Source organism: Oleiphilus sp. HI0043 (genome assembly GCF_001634935.1).
The window spans coordinates 1-720 of record NZ_LWEY01000389.1 but is presented as its reverse complement, the minus strand read 5'-3'; the positions used below and the strand labels follow the sequence as shown (position 1 = coordinate 720).

The following is a 720-nucleotide window of genomic DNA, read 5'->3' as shown; positions in this document are numbered from 1 at the left end:
CTTCACATGCGCGGTATGCGTTCAGACTTTGACCCCAATCGAGAAATTGACTGGTCAATCATCAAGCAAATCATTCCCTACCTTTTGGAATACAAGCAGCGCATCGCTCTCGCTCTGTTATGTCTGGTTGCAGCAAAAGTCGCTAGCGTTACCATGCCCTTTATTCTCAAGCACGTCGTCGATGACCTAGACCAACAACTAGCTGATAATGAACTATCCCTGCTCGTTGTACCTTTGGGCTTATTACTCGCCTACGGTCTGGTACGGCTGATGAATGTGTTACTAGGCGAAATCCGCGACACCCTATTCGGACGCGTGACCGAAAGAGCGATGCGTCGCGTAGGACTAAAAGTTTTCGAGCACCTTCATGCATTAAGTCTAAGCTTTCACTTGAACCGCCAAACGGGTGGTTTATCTCGCGACATTGAGCGCGGCACAAATGGCATTAGTTTTTTGATGCGCTTTCTGGTGTTTAATATTGCCCCCACCTTTCTCGAACTGTTTCTGGTCATGGGTATTTTATGGCAACAATATCGCTTCGAGTTTGCCTTGATCGTACTGATATCAGTCATCGCCTATGTCTGGTTCTCCAAGACCACCACTGACTGGCGCACCCAGTTTATTCGCGAAGCGAATCAGGCTGACAGCAAAAGTAACACCCGGGCAATTGATAGCCTACTCAACTATGAAACCGTTAAGTACTTTACTAACGAGCAATAT

The 720-nt window shown here is 47.1% G+C and carries 1 protein-coding gene; it reads left to right on the top strand.

All coding sequences use genetic code 11. The features are described from left to right. Positions 1 to 6: 6 nt before the first annotated feature. The coding region (locus tag A3729_RS05215; RefSeq protein WP_255376380.1) for an ABC transporter transmembrane domain-containing protein at positions 7 to 720 on the top strand (714 nt) is incomplete at its 3' end.